The 17788-nt window shown below is 43.8% G+C and carries 18 protein-coding genes; 15 read left to right on the top strand and 3 right to left on the bottom strand.

Annotated features, from left to right (window positions below; all coding sequences use genetic code 11):
• Nucleotides 1–7 precede the first annotated feature (7 nt).
• The 10 genes from lspA (at nucleotide 8) to PPIS_RS08705 (ending at nucleotide 9284) form a co-directional block, all read left to right on the top strand.
• The gene (gene lspA, locus PPIS_RS08750) at nucleotides 8–511 is read left to right on the top strand and encodes a signal peptidase II (RefSeq protein WP_010370991.1); all 504 of its coding nucleotides are present in this window, start codon (nucleotides 8–10) and stop codon (nucleotides 509–511) included.
• Nucleotides 508–948: an FKBP-type peptidyl-prolyl cis-trans isomerase gene (gene fkpB, locus PPIS_RS08745; RefSeq protein WP_010370993.1), complete on the top strand. Its 441-nt coding sequence runs from the start codon at nucleotides 508–510 to the stop codon at nucleotides 946–948. Before lspA ends, fkpB begins: the two co-directional genes overlap by 4 nt.
• Complete coding sequence (gene ispH / locus PPIS_RS08740) at nucleotides 948–1877, top strand: 4-hydroxy-3-methylbut-2-enyl diphosphate reductase (RefSeq protein ID WP_010370996.1); 930 nt, start codon at nucleotides 948–950, stop codon at nucleotides 1875–1877. The genes fkpB and ispH overlap by 1 nt, the downstream gene beginning before the upstream one ends.
• A 13-nt stretch (nucleotides 1878–1890) precedes the next feature.
• Complete coding sequence (locus PPIS_RS08735; RefSeq protein ID WP_010370999.1) at nucleotides 1891–2895, top strand: sensor histidine kinase; 1005 nt, start codon at nucleotides 1891–1893, stop codon at nucleotides 2893–2895.
• Nucleotides 2892–3578, top strand: a complete 687-nt coding sequence (locus tag PPIS_RS08730) for a LytR/AlgR family response regulator transcription factor (RefSeq protein ID WP_019647334.1) — start codon at nucleotides 2892–2894, stop codon at nucleotides 3576–3578. The genes PPIS_RS08735 and PPIS_RS08730 overlap by 4 nt, the downstream gene beginning before the upstream one ends.
• A gap of 117 nt (nucleotides 3579–3695) precedes the next feature.
• Nucleotides 3696–4250: a type IV pilus modification protein PilV gene (gene pilV, locus PPIS_RS08725; RefSeq protein WP_010371005.1), complete on the top strand. Its 555-nt coding sequence runs from the start codon at nucleotides 3696–3698 to the stop codon at nucleotides 4248–4250.
• The gene (locus PPIS_RS08720) at nucleotides 4247–5254 is read left to right on the top strand and encodes a PilW family protein (protein WP_010371007.1); all 1008 of its coding nucleotides are present in this window, start codon (nucleotides 4247–4249) and stop codon (nucleotides 5252–5254) included. Before pilV ends, PPIS_RS08720 begins: the two co-directional genes overlap by 4 nt.
• Nucleotides 5242–5703, top strand: a complete 462-nt coding sequence (locus tag PPIS_RS08715) for a hypothetical protein (protein ID WP_010371010.1) — start codon at nucleotides 5242–5244, stop codon at nucleotides 5701–5703. The genes PPIS_RS08720 and PPIS_RS08715 overlap by 13 nt, the downstream gene beginning before the upstream one ends.
• Before the next feature lie 22 nt (nucleotides 5704–5725).
• Nucleotides 5726–8860, top strand: a complete 3135-nt coding sequence (locus tag PPIS_RS08710) for a pilus assembly protein (protein WP_026345555.1) — start codon at nucleotides 5726–5728, stop codon at nucleotides 8858–8860.
• Nucleotides 8847–9284, top strand: coding sequence for a type IV pilin protein (locus PPIS_RS08705; RefSeq protein ID WP_010371016.1), 438 nt, complete (start codon nucleotides 8847–8849; stop codon nucleotides 9282–9284). Before PPIS_RS08710 ends, PPIS_RS08705 begins: the two co-directional genes overlap by 14 nt.
• A 262-nt stretch (nucleotides 9285–9546) precedes the next feature.
• Here the strand turns inward: PPIS_RS08705 and PPIS_RS08700 are convergent, their stop codons facing one another.
• Both PPIS_RS08700 and PPIS_RS08695 read right to left on the bottom strand, forming a co-directional pair.
• Entirely contained in the window at nucleotides 9547–10014 is a 468-nt protein-coding gene (locus PPIS_RS08700) for a GspH/FimT family pseudopilin (RefSeq protein WP_010371019.1), read from the bottom strand.
• 139 nt (nucleotides 10015–10153) lie between these two features.
• On the bottom strand, nucleotides 10154–10690 hold the full coding sequence (locus PPIS_RS08695; protein WP_223193559.1) for a GspH/FimT family pseudopilin: 537 nt from the start codon (nucleotides 10688–10690) through the stop codon (nucleotides 10154–10156).
• Between the two features lie 137 nt (nucleotides 10691–10827).
• Between PPIS_RS08695 and glnB the strand changes: the two genes are divergently transcribed.
• Nucleotides 10828–11166, top strand: a complete 339-nt coding sequence (glnB, locus tag PPIS_RS08690) for a nitrogen regulatory protein P-II (RefSeq protein WP_010371023.1) — start codon at nucleotides 10828–10830, stop codon at nucleotides 11164–11166.
• 239 nt (nucleotides 11167–11405) lie between these two features.
• On the opposite strand, the gene PPIS_RS08685 is transcribed toward glnB, so the two are convergent.
• The gene (locus tag PPIS_RS08685) at nucleotides 11406–12170 is read right to left on the bottom strand and encodes an outer membrane protein assembly factor BamD (RefSeq protein ID WP_010371025.1); all 765 of its coding nucleotides are present in this window, start codon (nucleotides 12168–12170) and stop codon (nucleotides 11406–11408) included.
• A gap of 123 nt (nucleotides 12171–12293) precedes the next feature.
• Between PPIS_RS08685 and rluD the strand changes: the two genes are divergently transcribed.
• From rluD to PPIS_RS08665, 4 genes are all read left to right on the top strand, one after another.
• Nucleotides 12294–13271, top strand: a complete 978-nt coding sequence (rluD, locus tag PPIS_RS08680) for a 23S rRNA pseudouridine(1911/1915/1917) synthase RluD (protein WP_010371027.1) — start codon at nucleotides 12294–12296, stop codon at nucleotides 13269–13271.
• 1 nt (nucleotide 13272) lies between these two features.
• Complete coding sequence (gene pgeF, locus PPIS_RS08675) at nucleotides 13273–13989, top strand: peptidoglycan editing factor PgeF (protein ID WP_010371029.1); 717 nt, start codon at nucleotides 13273–13275, stop codon at nucleotides 13987–13989.
• Between the two features lie 90 nt (nucleotides 13990–14079).
• On the top strand, nucleotides 14080–16653 hold the full coding sequence (gene clpB, locus PPIS_RS08670; protein ID WP_010371030.1) for an ATP-dependent chaperone ClpB: 2574 nt from the start codon (nucleotides 14080–14082) through the stop codon (nucleotides 16651–16653).
• Between the two features lie 128 nt (nucleotides 16654–16781).
• Nucleotides 16782–17717: an NADP-dependent oxidoreductase gene (locus PPIS_RS08665; RefSeq protein WP_010371032.1), complete on the top strand. Its 936-nt coding sequence runs from the start codon at nucleotides 16782–16784 to the stop codon at nucleotides 17715–17717.
• The last annotated feature ends 71 nt before the right edge of the window (nucleotides 17718–17788 follow it).

The raw sequence follows: 17788 nt of genomic DNA, 5'->3' as shown, positions 1-17788 counted from the left end.
GTAAAACGTGACACAAACTACACAGAAAAGTGGTCTGGTGTGGTTGTGGCTTAGTCTACTGCTTTTTGCAGTAGACTACTTCACCAAAGCACTGGTTATGGCTGAAATGGAACTCTATGAATCCATTGATATTTTGCCTATATTCAATCTCACCTATATGCATAACTATGGTGCGGCTTTTAGCTTCCTAAGTGAAGCTGGTGGCTGGCAGCGTTACTTTTTAAGTGGCATTGCCGTGGCGATTAGCACTTTACTGATTTTTTGGCTACGTAAATTGCCCGCATCAAATTGGAAGTTGGGATTGGCCTACGCGCTGGTATTAGGTGGTGCTGTAGGAAATTTATACGACCGTATCATTCATGGTTATGTGATTGATTTCCTTCATTTCTATTATCAAGACTGGCATTATCCAGCGTTTAATGTGGCAGACATGGCAATTGTCGGCGGTGCTGCACTATTAATTTTCGATGCCTTTACCAGTGGCGATAAACCACAGGAGAAAAATGCGTGAGTGAGCAACTAATTGGAGCAAAGTCTGAAGTCTTGTTCCATTTTTCAATCAAGTTATCAGACGGTTCAGCAGCAGATTCTACCAAAGTTCATAATAAACCCGCTAAGTTGTTTATGGGTGATGGCAGCCTGACGGAAAATTTTGAAAAGTGTTTGCTTGGATTAAAAGCGGGCGATGAGAAATCTTTTGAGCTAGAGCCAGAAGACGCGTTTGGACAACCAAATCCTGATAATATCTATTATGTTGACAGAAGCAAGTTCGGCGCAGAAACACCTGCTCAAGTAGGTAGTATTATTGCATTTACGCAACCTGATGGTACTGACTTACCTGGATTGATCCGAGAAGTAGCCGGCGACTCGGTAACTGTCGATTTCAATCACCCGCTTGCAGGCCAAAAAGTAACGTTTGAAGTTGAAATTCTTGAGGTAAATAACTAATGGATATCTTGCTGGCAAACCCGAGAGGATTCTGTGCAGGTGTAGATAGAGCGATCAGCATTGTTGAGCGTGCACTCGATATTTTCGAAGCGCCTATTTACGTTCGCCATGAAGTTGTTCATAACAAATATGTTGTTGATGGTCTGAAGTCTCGTGGTGCGGTATTCGTTGAAGAACTAAATGAAGTGCCAGACGACAGTATTGTTATTTTCAGCGCGCATGGTGTTTCTCAGCAAGTACGCAATGAAGCGAAGCGCCGAGAGTTAAAAGTCTTTGATGCAACTTGTCCGTTAGTGACAAAGGTGCATATGGAAGTGACGCGTGCTAGCCGCAGAGGTACTGAGTGTATTTTGATTGGGCACCATGGGCACCCTGAAGTTGAGGGTACTATGGGCCAGTATGACAATCCGAACGGTGGTATTTATCTCGTTGAAAAACCAGAGGATGTAGCAGCACTCGAAGTGAAAGATGCTGACAATGTGTTCTATTGCAGTCAAACGACGTTATCGGTAGATGACACTGCGGATGTAATTGACGCGCTGCGTAGCAAGTTTCCGAACATCAGTGGTCCTCGAAAAGATGATATCTGTTATGCCACGCAAAACCGCCAAGATGCGGTTCGCGACTTAGCGGACAAAGTTGAGTTATTGCTTGTGGTGGGTGCGAAAAATAGTTCTAATTCTAACCGCTTAAGAGAACTTGCGGATAAAATGGGAACTAAGGCATTTCTCATCGATGATGCCTCTTCCATCGAAGAAACTTGGTTCGATGGGGTTGCAAAGGTTGGTGTAACTGCCGGCGCATCTGCACCTGAAGTGCTGGTTCAACAGGTTATCTCTCGACTTAAAGAGCTTGGTGGGGAAACGGTAGTTGAGAACCCTGGGCAAGAAGAAAATGTCGTGTTTGCCGTACCTGTAGAACTCAGATAAGAGAGTTAGCACGATGACACCGCGTATCAGGTTGTTGTCTGCACTATTGAGTGAGCGAGGTGTGCTAGCATTGCTAGTTGCCTCGCAAATCCTAGCCTTTTTATATACGCTGATTTCCGCGACTGCGTTTTGGCAATCCCTTGGGTTAACTAGCTTATTTATTCATTTCACTGCCTTTTTATCACTTGCCGTGATAGCGATTGTGCGCCACGCTGTTGAGAAGCGCTCAGATCTAGTTGAAGCTGGTATTCTCATTTCTGTCTTCGTGCTTTGTACTGCTGTCACTAGTACGGCTTTTCCCTATGGTTTTACACTGCTCGGTTGGATTGATGAGGCTAAAATTGAATTGAGCTTATGGCGTAACATCGCAATATGTCTTTGCATTATCACGCTTTTCGCGCATTTCTTAGCTATATTTACCGATAATATTCGTAAGGTGAAAGCGCTATCTCAAGCGGAACTTGAAGCGTTACATGCGAGAATTCGGCCGCACTTTTTATATAACTCACTCAATACCGTGGCCGAATTGACTCATATCGATCCAAATGCAGCAGAAAAGTCAGCATTAGCCCTTGCCGATTTATCTCGTGCTGCGATGTCCACACAAAATATTGTTCCGCTGGAAAGTGAAATATCTTTATGTAAAGCGTATTTAGCACTTGAGCAGTGGCGCTTTGCAGAGCGTTTGAGGGTAGAGTGGGAGTTAGACAATGTCTTGGGAGATGTTTTGCTCCCTGCGTTGATATTACAGCCATTGGTGGAGAACGCGGTTAGTCATGGGGTAGAGCCAAACCCAAATGGAGCGGATATTCGTATCCATATTCACTGCAGTAAACAAACCTTAACGGTGGTAATTTTTAACAGCTATGACGCAAAATTAAAGCCGACGCACCAAGGGCATGGCATTGGGATGAGCAACATCAGACGCCGCTTGGCTTTACACTACAATCAGCCCATTGATTTTAAAACCGAAGCCAGTCAAGATAGCTATACTGTCAGTTTTTCGCTACCGCTATGAAAACAGTAATATCTTACCTTATTGTGGATGATGAGCCGTTGGCAAGAGCTCGCGTTAAACGATTAATGCAAAAGCACGCAGGCTTTCGTTGTATCGGTGAAGTTGACTGCGCGGGTGGTGTGAAAGCGCTGCTAAATCAGGAGCCTGTACAGCTAATTTTTCTTGATATTTCGATGCCTGGTCAGTCAGGTGTTGAGCTTGCGAGCCAATTACGCCTGCAATTTCCGAGGATGAAAATCGTGTTTCTAACAGCGCATCCGGAATATGCGTTAGAAGCATTTGAACTGCACGCCAATGGTTATCTAGTGAAGCCACTAGATAGTGATAAGCTAGATGCTTTATTAACTACTATCTTTCCGAGTATGGAGACGCTAAGCTATTATGTTGGCAGTGAGTTGCGTTACGTTCAGGTTTCGGATGTTATGGTTGCCGAGGCGGATGAAAAATATACGCGAGTAACCTTGAATTCTAGCCTACAAGCATTAATTGACATGTCACTCAAGTCACTGTTAGATAAGTTTCCAACACATTTTATTCAAATCCATCGCAGTACATTAGTTAAGCGAACAGAAATTTCTGCTTTAGAACTACATGAACAAAAGCACTACGTTTGCCTCAAGTCGCTGCCCAATCGCTATGAAGTTAGCCGTAGAGCCTACACCCAACTAAAAACATTATTTTGAGTGTTAAGTGGTGAATAAACCGTTTATCGCCTCAATAGACCTTTCATACTATCCCATATTGAGTTTCAAAGACGACGGCTTACACTGAGGCTAGGGCAATTGAATTCTGGTTGAGATATGCATACTTCGCTAAAGCAACATGGCTTCACACTGTTAGAAGTGCTTATTGCGTTTATGATTTTAAGCTTTGGACTGCTTGGTGCTGTGGCATTACAAGCAAAAGCGAAACAAGCAAGTTTTGATTCTATGCAACGAGCCGCTGCGGTAGAGCTTGCCAGTGACATCATGCACAGAATAAGAACAAATGATGCGGCAAATATCACCACACTTTACGATGTTGACTTTAATAGCACCGAAGACGTACAGGCAAACACTACGTGTTATACACAGCGCTGTAATGCAGAAACGCTTGCGAAAACAGATATTGCTAATTGGCGTCAAGCGATAAGAGCAAGGGAAAATACAGGTTCGTTGGATAACGCGATTGTGTGTATTAATCCAACCGCAGGTGCCACTCCATCTGGGGTAAATGTGCAGGTTATTGTCACTTGGCGAGGGCGTCAGGCAATGACTGCATTGGAAAATAATCCAGCAGCCGGGTGTGGTGTTGAAGACGATAGACGGCGTGCAGTCGTAATGGAAACTTTTGTGTTGTTAAGGAGTCAGCCGTGAACAAAATCCGAGGTTTTACATTGTTAGAACTCATGATCGCCATGTTTATCGGCGTATTGTTGTTAGGCGGCGTCATTGCTACTTATGTCGGTATGAAAGCGACGACCAACGACACCATGAGTATTGGAGAGCTACAAGAAAAAGGACGTTTAGCGCTTTCCATTATGAGGCGGGATATTGAACAAGTTGGTTTTTGGGGGACTTTTTACGATCAAGGTTTCACGGATGATAATCAGGCCGCTCCAGCTAACCCAGGAAGTGACTGCTCTGGTGGGATAAACAATGGTAGTTTTCCGAACAATGAGCCTGCTAATTTCAGGCCTATTTGGGCAACATTCACAACAAATGCAACGGCAATGGGATGCATAACTAAAGCTCGACCACAGTCAGAAGTGTTACAGGTGAAGTTTCTGGAAGGGAGTCCTGTAGAGATAACAGGTCTTGTGCCAGACGCAGGTGCTATCCAATCAACTAGGTATTATTTTATTGCACAGCAAGAGCAAGCCGAATTTATTGCAGGTGGCAATGTTGGCAACATGCCAAGCGTGAATGCGACACTTTGGCCATATAGTCACCATGTATATTATGTGAGTGAAGAGCAGCAGGTAATTAATAATCGTACTATTACTATTCCCGTTCTAAGAAGGCAAAGGCTACATGTAAACGGTGGTATGAAGGATGAATTAGTGATCGAAGGCGTTGAACAAATTCGTTTTGTTTTTGGTTTAGATACCAATTTTGACGGCCGAGTGGATAGATATAGAAATACAACAAATATGTCCGATGCTGACTGGGGCGCTACAAGAGGCATCTTATCCCTACAGCTGTTTGTATTGGTAAGAGTATTGGAACCGGATGTTGACTTTGGGGTACAGTCGCGGTCTTACGTATTAGGTAATGATCCTGATAAAAGGACGTTGACTTATAACGATGCCATTAGACGTACCGTATTTTCAACCACAATATCAATGTACAACATGAGAGGCTCAGCATGGGAAATGTAAAGCAACGGGGTGTAGTACTGATCATGGCTATGGTCATGGTAGTCGCCATAATGGCGGTTGCAGTAACGTTAATGAGTACCAGTACGTTGGATATAAAAATGACCCATGCCGTCATGGAACGAGAAGAAGCTGAAAGCTTACTCTTTGGTGAAATGCAAAGATTAATTCAGCAAGAGCAGCCGCTTCCTAACAATATTTTTCTGCGTTCAAGGCAGCAGTTAGCGGACGAAGGCACAACAGTACAAACGCCTAATGGCTTACAAGCCACTGTGACTAACCTAAATAATGGTGAGCTAGAGCTGTTTTGTCCACGTCAATATGACTATACCGAGGGTTTTGTGTGCAACATGACGGAAGTCGAAGCCACTGTGGAATATGGTGATAGGGGACGTCACAACGTCACAATCGTGATGGGAATTGGTCAGGAAATTGTGAGTGTTTCAAATTAACAGCCTTTTTCGAGTAACTGATATGAATAAGTTAATATACACGATAGTTGCATTAATGGCGCTATTACAAACCGCTCAAGCAGAAGACATTGAGCTTTATGTTAAACATAATGTTTCTACCCGTGAGCAACCTCGGGTACTGATGCTGTTCGATACATCAGGCAGTATGGCGTGGGATTCTCAAAATGGTAAGGCGTGTTATGAGCGTTATTCATATCGTGTTTGGAATGGCTGGTACTATGAAACGCGTTATGGCTACCGAGAAACAGAGTGTTTTAATGGCAGTAACTGTTATCAAGCGAACCAATATAATCAAGCGGTTCAGGGCTGCGCGGATAGCCGCCTAAAAGTAGCACAAAATGCAATGCGCAGTTTAGTTAGCGATAATGATGATATTAGATTTGGCCTGTCTCGACTTTATTCTTCGAGTGGGGGTTATATTCTTAATGGGATTGACAGTAGCCGCAGCGATATTGTTGATAAGATCAACGCATTACCAGCAAGTGGTTCTACGCCGCTGTCAGAAACGCTTTGGGAGTTGTATAACTATCTTAAAGGTGGCGGCGTATACTGGGGTACTAACGGAGGAAACGACAGGGATAAAGGGATTGAACGTGGGAGCAACTATATTTCTGCTTTTAAGCCCGTGCGTGGCGAAGAAGAGCGGTGTGATACGTCAATCAACTTAATTTTAATGACGGATGGCGACCCTACCAGCGATACTGATTCTAACACAAGTATCGTTAATGAATATTACTCAGTGTATGGCGCCTACCCTAATTATTTCGACATTAATGAAGGCTCTGGTGTTACCAAAAACTATTTACCAGCTTTAGCCAAAACAATGCGTGGTACGTCTCAAGTTAAAGTTGACTTATACCCTTCTACGCCTGATGAACACGACTTTGCACGAGTCTTTACGATCGGTTTTGGTAACGGTATGTCTGGTACAGGCAAGAAGCTGCTGAAGGAAACCGCGGCGCAAGGTGGTGGGCAATATTTTCATGCTCATACTGCGGAAGAGTTGTCAGACGTACTCAAAACCACCATTACCAATATCAGAAATGTAAGTGCAAGTTTTAGCTCACCAACGGTGTCTGCCAATGCAGAAGACCAAACCCAGACCGGTGATGCACTTTATTACACACAGTTTAAACCGGAAACACATACGCGTTGGCGTGGCAACCTGAAAAAGCTTAAGTTTGTGGGTACAGAGATAGTAGGTCAGGAACTGACTAAAGCGATAAATGATAAAGGTGCGATTGATAGCAATATCACAACGTATTGGTCGCAAGCGGAATCAAAAGATGGCAACAATATTGAAAAAGGAGGAGTTAACTATGCGCTTGAAAATCAGGTTACTAGAAAAGTACTGTCTGATTTTGGTGGCGGTGATTTAGTTGATTTCACCTATAATAATGCCGAAAGTGCCTATGGTAATTTAACTAAACTTGCCACAGCAATGGAGTTAAGTGGTGCAAGTAAAAGTGAGATACAAAGTATTTTTAATTGGGCGATAGGTCAAGACGTCGACGATGATGATGGTGACGGTTTGAGATCTGAAAGAAGGCCAGACATATTCGCCGATCCATTACACTCAAAGCCTGCAACGGTTGACTATGGCAATGGCGATATTCGCGTGCTCATTGGTACCAACGCCGGCATGCTCCATATGTTTAAAGATCAAGGAAATAGCGTAACTGAAAGCTGGGCATTTATCCCAGGTTCTTTATTACCTATCCTGAATCCAGTCAAAACACGTAAAGCAGAAACGAAACTGTATGGCCTAGATGGACCTATTACTGTGTACTTTCACGATGTGAATAAAAATCGCAAGGTAGAAGCGGGTGATAAGGTTTGGGCCTTTGTGGGAATGCGCCGCGGCGGCAATAAATACTATGGCTTTGATATTACCAATCCAGATTCACCCAAACTATTGTGGGGTGGGCCTATTTCCGGTGATTCAAATAAGTTTAAGAACTTGGGGCAAACGTGGTCCAAGCCTGTGGTGACTTTCATTGAAAAGCAAAAGGATAGACCGGTATTGGTTTTTGCAGCAGGATACAATACCAATAAAGATAATGTTTCACGTAGCGATGATAATGATAAAGGCGTAGGGGTTTACATGGTTGATATCATGTCAAACAATGCTGATATCGTTTGGTCGCTGACTGGTGATGCGTTTAAAGGTAAGCACAGTATTGTTGCGGAGCCAACGTTAACGGACTCAGACTACGATGGCTATATTGACAGAATTTATTTAGCGGATACCGCAGGGAGTATCTGGAGAATTGATATACCCGGTCCAAACCCATCTGATAGTACTGAGCCTTGGACTCATTTTGAGTTGGCACGTTTGGGGAGTAGCTTTGCTGATGAGGATAGACGCTTTTTTTATCGTCCAAATATTGCTCGTACCTTTTATAGTAAGGTAACAGAGACTAGATATAACGGGAATTTGATTAAAGAGCGCAGAGATACACCGTTTGACGCCATTGTTATTGGTAGTGGTAATCGCTCTAAGCCGACAGATTCAAGTGTGACTGACTATCTTTTCATGATTAGGGATATACATACGAAAACGCAATCTTTTGTAAACGATATTCCAGACCCTATATTAATTTCTGATTTAATGGAAATGAAGAGCGATCCGTTTGGGAATGCTGTAGATGATATTGACGACTTTGTTGAACTAGAAGTAGAGCTGGCTAAGTTTAATGGCTGGAAGTATCAATTATCAGGGGGCGAAAAGTCGCTCTCTGGTGCGACTGTTATTGGAGGAGTCGCATATTTTACTTCGTTTACACCAGCAGATCAGACAACCCAACAATGCACATTAACAGGTGGTAAAGGGCAGCTTTACATGTTCCATTTACATTATGGCACAGGGAAAACTTACGTGACCTCACAAGACCTACCAGATACGCCGACTCTAGTTGTACGCAAAGATGAAAATGGTAAAAGAGTTCCTTATATTGCAGGCCCTGGGATTATAGCTGATGACAGTAATCCATTTGTGCCGCCAGGGATACCGGGTGAACCAGTGCCAGTTGTAGGCGATGATGACAAGGTTATTATCTTTAAAAATAAAACTTCGGGTATCAGAACAAAACAACTTTACATTTATAAGAGGGAAGATAGTGATGAGAAGAAATAGTACCCTAGACAAAGCAATATCAGGTTTTACCCTGATTGAAGTAATGATAGTGGTGGTGATCATCGGTATTCTCTCTGCGATTGCATACCCTAATTACACTGAGTATGTGAGAAGAGGGGCAAGGGCTGATGCCATGACTTTGCTACTTGACGCCGCGAATAAGCAAGAGCAGTTCTTTGTTGATAACAGAGCTTACAGCGATAATCTAGCGGCAATCGGTGTAGCGACGGCAACGGAAAATGGTTATTTCAATGTAACACTTGAAAACGTTACTGCAGATACCTTTAGAATCGTTGCAACAGCCGCAGCAGGGCCGGTTCGAGGCGATGAACAGTGCCCAGCTTTAACCATTGATGAACTTGGGGTTCGTGGTGTTGCTGGGACAACGAATCAAGACACTATAGATAGGTGTTGGGAACGTTAATTTTCGGGGGAGTAGTTAACTCCCCTTTGTATTAACACTAACTATCCCCGAGCTTAGGTTATTTAACCTGAGGTTTGGATAAGGAATGAGCTAATTCATTGTTTTTAATATTACATTAAATTATTTCCTTATCTAGCCAGAAAGTTTTGGGATTAACAAGGCGAATTTACGTACCAATAGCGGGCTATTGGAAGTGAATTCAACGCTGTTAGCGCAAAAACTGGCTGCTAGAAAGGCATTAATTATCCGAAGCTTAGGTTATTTACTTTTGACACTCATCAGTATCTTTTAAAGTGCTTCTCCCTGTGTAGCTAACTGACAGAGACAATCCCACGGTAGAACTTGCGTTACAATAGACAAAAGTACCGTTATAGAGTCCCGCGAGATGACCAAAGCGGCGAAATATAATGGCGTTTCTTGGGTAGGTGAGCATGTCCCCTGAGTCTACTGAGTCCACAACCGCTAATTTATAATCATCGCCTGAAAACTCACCTTGAGGGTGGTAGTCGATAAAAACCGTTAACTGAGTGTGCCATTCTTTGTCGTCGCAGCGATTGTTTTTCAGGGGGCACAAAGTAACGGTTGCACCGCTTGCAACGGCCTGAATGCGAGCAAAATTAATGGCTCGTCGCAATGCTTCAAGCTTTATTTTTGGTTTATCAAACTGAAATAAAGCCGTAAGACTGGGAAGAGAGAATAAACTGACGATAGTGATAATCGCCAAACACACTAAAGATTCCAATAGGGGAAAAACCCATATGACGATGCATATCCTTTGCCTCGTTTTATATTTTCTTTAAGCCTAGACGTTTATATATTAAAGGCAAGATTGAAACTTCGAGATATTTTGCGCATCAGTACTTTTGTGGCTATCCACAGGTATCTGTTGTATTTCCTCGATATAATGCTGTGCCAGCGGTTGAAACACTCAACTGCTGATTGTTGTCGTCACTACCAGGACAATAGGTAAAGTTTCCCGCGTTTGAACCACTTAAGAGTCCACTTGAATCAAACCTTAGACGATTGTCACCAGAAAATACCATTGTGTCGTTATCGTCTACGACCTCCATCGTACGATGGATAGTATCACCATTACTAAATGTGCCATTTTTATCACTATCAACAAACACGCTAATTCTGTTCGTTGCCCAATTATCTTGGCAAGTAAATGCAGTCCTAGCTTGAATATTGGCTGGGGGAGCTGGGCAGAGAATGACAATTTCGTCTGCGGCGGTTGCTTTTACACGAGCAAAAGCGATATTGCGCTGTAATTCTTGCAAGAAGGACTCAGCTCGGTTGCGTTGCAGCAGGTTGCCATCAAAGCTAAATGAAATGGCCAATACGATAGCCAATATAGCGATGGTTATCATCAGTTCTAGTAGATTGAATCCTGCTGATTGTTTCATTACCGCCTCACAACCAAAAAGTAATAATTTATGATTAATATTATTGCGTGAAATCACTTCAACTTTCAATGTCTTTGTTTGCCTTGGGCAAGCGGATTGTCTAAAATCGACGCTATACCAAAGGAATCGAGATAGTCATGAAGAAAATAGAAGCAATAATTAAACCGTTTAAACTTGATGATGTCCGAGAAGCGCTTTCGGATGTGGGGATCACAGGTATGACGGTATGTGAAGTAAAAGGTTTTGGTCGTCAGAAAGGTCATACTGAGTTATATCGCGGTGCTGAATATATGGTAGATTTCTTGCCTAAAGTGAAACTTGATATTGTTACCGCAGATGAAGACGTTGACAGAGCGATTGAAGTTATCCTAAAAACCGCACAAACGGGCAAAATTGGTGATGGTAAAATCTTTGTGACCGATGTTGAACGCGTGGTTCGGATCCGTACAGGTGAAGAGGACGAAGAAGCGATTTAATACGCTGTTAAGTCAAATGCTTACCTTTTAAGGCTGCTTACCTTCTATTATGGGCAGCCTAATTCCTTCCTTATTACAACTACAATCAAATAAAATATGCTGACGGCTGACGGCTGACGGCTGACGGCTGATGTCTATGTACAGAAAACAAGTATTTTTTACTGCTGTAGAATGCTTGAAGGCGAGCGTTGGTGGGAGAGAAGTCACAACATCGGTGATATCGTGACTTAACAGTGTATTTATTTGTTACGAGCGTTAACCGATTTGGCTTTTTTCACATTATCCGCAAGGTCTGGCAGGCCGAGTTTGCGGTAGCTTTTTTCCATAATGTCAAAAGCTTGGGTCAGATAACTACTTTGAGAGTAGTGTTCTACTACATATTTACCACGGTTTGCTGCGGCAAGATATGCTTCACGCTCGAAGTAATATTCAGCGACTCTCAGCTCGTAACGAGCCATTTTGTTTAGTAACCATACTAAGCGTTTTTTCGCCTCTGGTGCATACGGACTGTTTGGATAGTTTTTGACTAACGTGGTTAAATCCTGAAAAGCAACACGGGTACGATTGGCATCGCGGTCGGCTCTGTCTACACCAAAATATTCTTGGAATGCGTTTTCGTCAGCTTTAATACTTACCAGACCTCGCATGTAGTACATGTAGTCTAGGTCTTTATGATTTGGATTTAAGCGAATAAAACGATCAATAGTGGCAAGTGCTTGGTCAGTGTTACCTGTTTGATAATATGCATAGACTAAGTCCATTTGAACTTGTCTTGCATAAGGGCCAAATGGATAACGAGCATTAATCGCACCCAATAATTCAATGGCGCGGGCATATAAACCAGAATCTAATGTTTGTTTAGCATCTTCATAAAGCGCTTGGGCGGATTTGTTTGGTACGCGTTCAATATCTTCTTGTTCTGGTGCGGATGAACAGGCTGCCAAACCCAAAACAGACGCGGCTAACGCCAGCCTAAAGGCGTGTGTCCTTAAGTTTTTAATCATTTTATTTTACTACCTTTGTTTTCTTCGGCTAGGCCAACTCGGCAAAACCGAGTAAACTATGCATTAATACGATTCTAACCCAGTCGAGCACGGCTTGCACTGGTAAATTAGGTAAAGTTTCAGATGTCAGAGCAAATTTCCCTCCAAGCGGAGGTTCCAGTCGAACTCGGTGGTAAACGTCTAGACCAAATATTGGCGCAATTGTTCCCGGATTTTTCTCGTTCAAGAATAAAAACTTGGATCCTTGAAGATAAAGTCACCGTAGATGGTGAAGTATTCAACACCCCTCGTGAAAAGTTACTTGGTGGTGAAAGTGTTGCTATCGAGACGGTTATCGAAGCACAGCGCGAATACGAAGCGCAAGATATAGAGTTAGACATTGTTTACGAAGATGATGACATTCTTGTGATAAACAAGCCGATGGGGCTGGTGGTTCACCCCGGTGCCGGTAACCCAGATGGCACTGTGTTAAATGCTCTGCTGCACCATCACCCAGAAATCATTAACGTGCCTCGTGCTGGTATCGTACACCGTCTGGATAAAGACACTACCGGTCTAATGGTCGTGGCGAAAACCATTCAAGCACAAACGCACTTGGTGAAGAATCTACAAGCGCGTGAAAACTTCACACGTGAATACGAAGCAGTTTGTAATGGCACGATGACCGCAGGTGGCATGATTGAAAAGCCAATCGGTCGTCACGCAACTAAGCGTACACATATGGCAGTACATGAGATGGGGAAGCCTGCTATCACTCATTACCGTGTTGCTGAAAAGTTTCGAGCACACACGCGCCTTCGCCTGCGCCTAGAAACCGGTAGAACGCACCAAATTCGTGTACATATGGCGTATTTGAATCACCCGCTAATTGGCGATCAGCTCTATGGCGGCCGTCCTCGTCCACCAAGAAATGCGACTCAAGGATTAACCGAGCAATTAAGAGAGTTTAAACGTCAGGCATTGCATGCTATAAAACTGAGTATCGCTCACCCTATTACTGGCGAGAAGATGACATGGGAAGCGCCTGTGCCTGAAGATATGATTAAACTGGTGGCTGCGCTTAGAGAAGATACCAAAGAAAACCCGGATTTAACGTTATAAGATGCAACTTGCTCAGTGGCCATTAACCCAATTCGTTGGGACATTATCAACAACGCGCAAGGGCGGTGTTTCAGCACCGCCGTATGATAGCTTTAATCTAGCCTTTCATGTTGGTGATAATGCTGAACATGTAGCCGAAAACCGTCGAATTTTACATGGTTATGTGGCCAACCCGATTGTATGGCTTGAGCAAGTACATGGCGCTGAAGTGGTGGTGGTCGACGAGCAGTTTGAAATCGCGCAGGTCCATCAAGCCGATGCCTTATACACTCGCTTGCGTCAAACGCCACTGGCTATCATGACAGCAGACTGCTTACCCATTCTGCTTGCATCAAAAGATGGTGAAGAGGTGGCCGCTATCCATGGTGGTTGGAAGCCTCTTGCTGCTGGAATTATCTCGCAAACACTGGCTAAGTTTACCTGTGCACCTGAAGAGATCTGTGTATGGTTTGGCCCAGCGATTGGGCCTAGTGCATTCGAGGTGGGCGAAGACGTAGTACAGGCTTTTGAGGCGCAACGAAATACGGCATTTGTTGCCAAAAAAGACGGTAAATATCTTGCGGATATTTTCGAGCTTGCACAGTCGTTATTGCGCGAACAAGGTGTAGAGGATTTTTACGGCGATAAACACTGTACAGTAACTATGTCCGAGCAGTATTTTTCTTATCGTAGAGACAAAACAACGGGCCGTATGGCAACTTTGATTTGGCGCAAATAATCAGGGTAAATTATTACTTTTACGCTTGATCTTCGTTCAGTTAATACCCATAAATAAGGTAATTCGATATTTTATATGGGTAAATAAATCATGCGTTTAGATAGATTTACAAGCAAATTCCAAGCTGCGCTTTCCGATGCGCAGTCATTAGCGCTTGGGCGCGATCACCAATTTATTGAACCTGTTCATTTAATGTATGCTTTGCTCCAACAGAGCGGCTCAAGTGTGCGCGCATTATTAGCACAAGCAGGTGTGAGCGCCGACGAGCTTAATACTAAGTTGTCACAAGCCATTGAAAAGCTATTTAAAGTAGAAGGCGTAGGTGGTGATGTACAGCTTTCAAATAACCTTATTTCACTGATCAATCTGTGTGATAAATATGCACAAAAGCGTAAAGACAAATATATCTCCAGCGAGTTGTTTGTTTTTGCTGCGTGCGAAGATAAAGGCCCATTAGGCGAGATTTTCAAAGCGCTTAACATCACCCAACCAAAGATTGAGCAAGCCATTAAGGCTATTCGAGGGGGTCAAAAAGTGGATGACCCTAATGCCGAAGACACTCGCCAAGCTCTTGAGAAATTTACTATCGATCTCACTGAGCGTGCCGAGCAAGGCAAGCTTGATCCGGTTATTGGCCGTGACGACGAAATCCGCCGCACTATTCAAGTGCTACAGCGCCGTACTAAAAACAACCCTGTACTTATCGGTGAACCGGGCGTTGGTAAAACCGCCATCGTTGAGGGGCTCGCGCAGCGTATTATCAACGGTGAAGTTCCAGAAGGCTTGAAAAGTAAGCGCGTACTATCGCTAGATGTGGGCGCATTGGTAGCGGGAGTCAAATACCGTGGTGAATTTGAAGAGCGCCTAAAGTCGGTATTAAACGAGCTGGCTAAAGAAGAAGGCCAAGTTATTCTCTTTATTGACGAAATCCGTACTATGGTAGGGGCGGGCAAAACCGACGGTGCAATGGATGCGGGCAACATGCTAAAACCCGCACTTGCACGTGGTGAGCTTCACTGTGTGGGGGCGACCACGCTTGATGAGTATCGTCAGTATATTGAAAAGGACGCGGCACTTGAGCGTCGTTTCCAGAAAGTATTTGTTGCAGAGCCAACAGTAGAAGACACCATTGCGATACTGCGGGGGTTAAAAGAGCGCTACGAGCTCCATCACTCGGTTGATATAACCGACCCCGCTATCGTTGCCGCGGCTAATTTGTCGCATCGTTATATTTCAGACAGGCAACTACCCGACAAAGCCATCGACTTAATTGATGAAGCCGGCTCCTCAATTCGACTGCAAATTGACTCAAAGCCGGAGCAATTAGATAGACTAGAGCGCCGTATTATCCAACTAAAATTGGAAGATAACGCGCTGGCAAAAGAGAAAGATGAAGCGAGTCAAAAGCGTCGCACTGAGATGCAAACGCTCATCAATGAATTAGAAGCTGAGTATCGAGAGCTTGATGAAGTGTGGAATGCCGAAAAAGCCTCACTACAAGGCACACAAGTGATTAAGGCTGAGCTTGAGCAAGCGCGTTTAGATCTAGAAGTCGCGCGTCGAGCAAGTGATTTGCAACGTATGTCCGAACTACAATACGGTCGGATCCCTGAGCTTGAGCGAAAACTAGACCTTGCTTCTCAGGCTGAAATGCAGGAAATGAGCCTTTTAAAAAATCAGGTTGGTGAAGATGAAATTGCAGAAATTTTATCTCGCTGGACTGGGATCCCGGTCGCAAAAATGCTCCAAGGTGAGCGTGAAAAGTTACTGCAAATGGAAGACGAGCTTCACAAAAAAGTGATTGGTCAAGACGAAGCTGTTAATGCGGTTGCCAACGCTATCCGTCGCTCACGAGCCGGGCTTGCAGACCCAAATCGCCCAATTGGTTCGTTCTTGTTCTTAGGTCCAACAGGGGTTGGTAAAACGGAGCTGACCAAAGCGTTAGCCAACTTTATGTTTGATACGGAAGGTGCCATGGTGCGCATTGATATGTCCGAGTTTATGGAAAAACACTCAGTTGCGCGCTTGGTTGGTGCACCTCCTGGTTATGTCGGCTACGAAGAAGGTGGCTATTTGACAGAAGCGGTAAGGCGTCGTCCTTATTCTGTGATTTTACTTGATGAAGTGGAAAAAGCGCATCCAGATGTATTTAACATCTTATTGCAGGTCTTGGACGATGGTCGCTTGACCGATGGTCAAGGTCGCACGGTTGATTTTAAAAATGCAGTGATCATCATGACCTCGAACTTAGGGTCGGATGTCATTCAAGAGCAAGCAGGAAATAACGACTACGCAACACTCAAGGAGCGTGTTATGGGCGTGCTGGCTAGTCAGTTTAGACCTGAATTTATTAACCGTATTGATGAAACCGTGGTGTTCCACCCGCTTATCAATGAACATATTAAAGAAATAGCGAGTATCCAGTTAGACAGATTGAGTAAACGCTTAACTGAAAAAGGCTTTGCGCTTGAGCTCAGTGACGCCGCGCTTGATAAAATCGCAGCAAGCGGATTTGATCCTGTATATGGTGCTCGTCCTTTAAAACGAGCCGTGCAACAATACATTGAAAACCCGTTGGCGCAGGACTTGTTACAAGGTAAGTTTGTGACTGGCGATACCATTAAAGTCGAGGTGGTTGACGACCAGATAGTGTTTAAGCACTAATATAGCTAAATGCTCTTACAGCCATGCTGTAAGAGCATTTTTCCTTCCCATACTGTAAATTTCTTCAAACTCCTTACCCTTTCGCGTATTCTACAAAGATAACAAACTGTCTTCTAAGAAAGCCGCATATGATAAATAAGTCAACCACTTACGGTATCTACGAATTTGGTGATAGCAACCAGCTGTGTAGCACCATCATTTCTTTGCCAGCGCTTACTTCAGGCCAAGTGCGCATAAAAGTAAACAGTACCAGCATAAATCCTATTGAAGTGAAAACCAGACAAGGCCTTGGTTATGTTGCAGCGCAAAAAAGCGCAGATGCCTTTTTGCCGCTCGGATACGATCTGTATGGTGAGGTGGTTGAGGTTTATGGCCCAGATAGCCAATTTAAAGTAGGCGACCTTGTCATCGGTATGGTTGGATTTGCAAGTAACCCCGGGACCTATAGTGACTATACAATGGCGCTTGAGTCAGAGCTCATCAAGGTTTCTTTGCAAGAAAATCCAGATATTGCAGGTCTTTGTCTTGCGGGTCTTACGGCAAAACAAGCGTTAGATAAATTTTCGAATCATAATCGTCCACTATATGTATTGGCACCAACTGGTGGTGTGGGGCATTTAGCAATTCAACTAGCGCAGCTCCAAGGGCGAAAAGTCATTGCTGTCTCGACCCGTCCTGAGCACGAATTGTTGTCGAAGCTCAAGGTAACGGCAATAAGTTATGACAAATTTTATCAGCACCAAGTTGAGTGCGATTTACTGGACTTAATTGGTGGCGATATTGCATTACAGTGTGTCGACTCGATGAAGCCGAACTCGCACCTAGTGACTATTCCCAGCGTCACCAAAGAAATGGTCTGTGAGCGAGCTACGATAAGGGGTGTAAGGGCTGAGGGGATGCTGGTTGCGAGTAATTTAGACGATCTTAAATATTTGTATCAGGCGTATCAAGCTGGCAAAATCAGCATAAATGTAAGTCATTACTTTGCTATGGCGGATATTGCGCTGGCTCATCACTGTATGGAAAGTGGTAAGCATGTTGGCAAAGTTATTATTAAGGCCTAAGTGTACTAAAAGTAGCCGTATTTAAATTGATTGCTCGGTTTAAATCACTCATTTAATGAATACACTTGGTA

The organism is Pseudoalteromonas piscicida (assembly GCF_000238315.3).
GTDB classification, from domain to species: Bacteria; Pseudomonadota; Gammaproteobacteria; order Enterobacterales; family Alteromonadaceae; genus Pseudoalteromonas; species Pseudoalteromonas piscicida.
The sequence above is the reverse complement of the archived record's forward strand: the minus strand, read 5'-3'. Positions and strand labels throughout refer to the sequence as shown.